The sequence below is a fragment of the Ideonella sp. genome, from assembly GCF_035254525.1.
Lineage (GTDB): Bacteria > Pseudomonadota > Gammaproteobacteria > Burkholderiales > Burkholderiaceae_C > Ideonella.
In genome coordinates, this window is record NZ_DATFAN010000076.1 from 1 (window position 1) to 2,634 (window position 2,634).

Here is a 2,634-nt window from a genome sequence, read left to right on the forward strand (position 1 = left end):
TCTGCTGCTGCGTTGCAGCAAACATCGGGAGCAGGCGCGCCGTTGCCAAGCCCGCGGCGCGTCCGCTCGATTGGTTCTAAAGCTTAATGAAATTCACGCCGTGAACCTTCAATACGCCAGGGTGAAGCGCCGGCGCACATGCTGCGGCGATTCGAGCTCGTCGAGGATCGCCACCGCCAGGTCTTCGACCGAGATGCGGCCGGGCTGGCCGGCGTCCATCAGCACCTCGTCGCCGCCCAGGCGAAAGCGGCCGGTGCGCTCGCCCGGCACGAGCATCGGCGCCGGCGACACGAAGCTCCACTCGAGCCCGGCTTCGTCGCGAAACAGGCCCAGCGCATCGCGCGCGGCCCGTGCCTCGGTCTTGTATTCGGCGGGAAACTGCGGCGTGTCGACCAGCTGCACGCCCGGCGCGACGAACAGGCTGCCCGCGCCGCCCACCCACAGCAGGCGCTGCACGCCCGCGCGCTTGCAGCCCTCGATGGCGGCTCGTGCGCCGCGCAGGTATTGCGCCGCGAAGTCGGCCTGGCCGCGTACGTTGTAGGTGCTGACGAGGGCGTCGTGGCCGGCCACGGCTTGCGCGATGGCGCTGGCGTCGGCGCCGTCGGCCGCCACCACGGCCAGGCCGGCGCGCGGTGCCAGCTTGGACGGCGTGCGCGCCAGCGCCGTGACATGGTGGCCGCGCTGCAAGGCTTCGGCGAGCACCTTAGAACCGACGAAGCCGGTGGCGCCGATGAGGGCGATCTTCATGAGCAACTCCAGGGAATGGCAAAGAAGTCCGACGATAGGGGCTTCACAATGCCGCCACTAGACGGCTGGATCGCACAACACCCTTAAGCGCTGCTTCACGATGGACGACATCAAACGCATGGCCGTCTTCGCTGCCGTCGTCGAGCATCACTCGATGAGCGCGGCCGCGCGCGCTCTCTCGATGAGCACCTCGGCGGTCAGCCAGCAGGTGCGCCGACTGGAGCGCGACAGCGGCGTGACCCTGCTGCATCGATCGACGCGCAAGCTGACGCTGACGGCGGCGGGCGAGCAGTTCCACGCGCACTGCGCCGCGATGGTGGCGGCGGCCCGGCGCGCGCAGCAGCAGCTCACGCACTCGCGCGAGGCGCCGGTCGGCGAGCTGCGCCTGTCGGCGCCGGTGGGATTCGCGCGCCACGTGGCGCCCGCGCTGGGCGAGCTGCTGGCTGCGCATCCCGCGCTCAGCCTGAAGCTGCTGGTGGACGACGCGCACATCGACCTCATCGAGGCGCGCATCGACCTCGCGGTGCGCTTCGGCCGCCTGCCCGATTCCAGCTGGGTGGCGCGCCGGCTGTGCGCCTTCGAGCTGCTCGTGTGCGCGTCGCCTGAACTGCTGCGCTCGCACGGCGCACCGCGCCGGCCCGAGGACCTGCTGTCGCAACCCTGGCTCGCGCTGGCGCGCGACGGCCAGGCGCTGCACCTCAGCCTGCAAGGCCCGCAGGGCGAGTCGCGCACTCAGCGCATCGAGGCGCGCATCAGCAGCAACAACCAGCTGTCGATCCAGCAGATGTGCGTGGCGGGCCTGGGGCTCGCCCTGCTGGCGCGTGTCGACGCGGCGGACGATCTGGCCGCGGGCCGCCTCGTGCCGGTGCTGCCGCAGTGGCGCTGCCCGTCGCTCGACGTGTGGGCCGCCACGCCGCAGCGCGATGCGCAGCCGGCCAAGGTGCGCGCGGCGATCGACGCACTGGCGCAGTACCTCGTGGGCCTGCCCGGCGCGGTGCGTTGATCGCGGCTGCCGGGCTCAGCTGCGCCGGCGGCGCGGCGTGAAGTTCAGCTGCGCGTCGGTCTTCATCGGCGCGGCGGTCAGCTGAAGATGCTGCGTGGCCTGGTCCTGCAACTGGTCGGGGTGCCACAGCCGCAGCTCCGCCGTGCCTTCGGGCACCGCGTCGATGGTCGCCACGCCATTCGCATCGGTCTTGGCGAACCAGGGCGTGCCGCTCACGTACACCTGGCCGCGCATCGAGGAATGCAGGTGGCAGGCCAGGCCGATCGGTCCGGCCTTGTCGACCTTCACGTCGGCCCAGGTCGTTCCCGCCTTCTTGTGCGCCGACGCGGTCGCGCGGTACTCGTCGGCGCCCGCAGCACCCTCGGCCGCGTCCAGGCGCAGCTCGAAGTCCTTGGCCGCCGGCATGCTGCCCAGCGGGCCGCTCGGCGTGGACCGCACGTGGTGGTCGTAGCCGTCGTGGTTCGAAAAACGCAGCGTGCTGCCCACGGGAACGACGGTGAGAAAGGGCACGAAGTGCAGCCGCTCCTGGGCGATCAGGACTGGCTTGTCGGCCGGCCGCGGCGCCACCTTGCCGGCCGGCTCGACCAGCACCACCACGTCGGGCACCGGCCGGCCTTCCAGGTCGGTGACGGTGACTTGCACGGTGCCGGCCCGTGCCACGGTGAGCGACAGCAGGCAGGCGAAGGCCGCGAGCATGTGCCGGGTCATGGCCGCCCTCATTTGGCGCTCACGATGTCGCGGTGCAGCGGCGCCAGCTTGGCCAGCAGGCGGTTCTGCGTGCGAAACCCGATGCCCTGGGCGTCCATCGCCTGCTGCAGCACTTCGACGAGGGCATTGAAGCTGGCCCGGTCGATGTCGAAGTCCTGGTGCACGAGCTTCATGTC

The 2,634-nt window shown here is 71.1% G+C and carries 3 protein-coding genes; 1 reads left to right on the forward strand and 2 read right to left on the reverse strand.

Features of this window, described 5'->3' with window-relative positions:
- Positions 1-108: 108 nt before the first annotated feature.
- On the reverse strand, positions 109-747 hold the full coding sequence (locus VJ693_RS07750; RefSeq protein ID WP_324153011.1) for an NAD(P)-dependent oxidoreductase: 639 nt from the start codon (positions 745-747) through the stop codon (positions 109-111).
- 100 nt (positions 748-847) lie between these two features.
- Here VJ693_RS07750 and VJ693_RS07755 point away from each other — a divergent pair, with 100 nt between their 5' ends.
- Entirely contained in the window at positions 848-1,750 is a 903-nt protein-coding gene (locus VJ693_RS07755; RefSeq protein WP_324153013.1) for a LysR family transcriptional regulator, read from the forward strand.
- 15 nt (positions 1,751-1,765) lie between these two features.
- Here VJ693_RS07755 and VJ693_RS07760 read toward each other — a convergent pair whose 3' ends face one another.
- The gene (locus VJ693_RS07760) at positions 1,766-2,458 is read right to left on the reverse strand and encodes a plastocyanin (RefSeq protein WP_324153014.1); all 693 of its coding nucleotides are present in this window, start codon (positions 2,456-2,458) and stop codon (positions 1,766-1,768) included.
- Between the last annotated feature and the right edge of the window lie 176 nt (positions 2,459-2,634).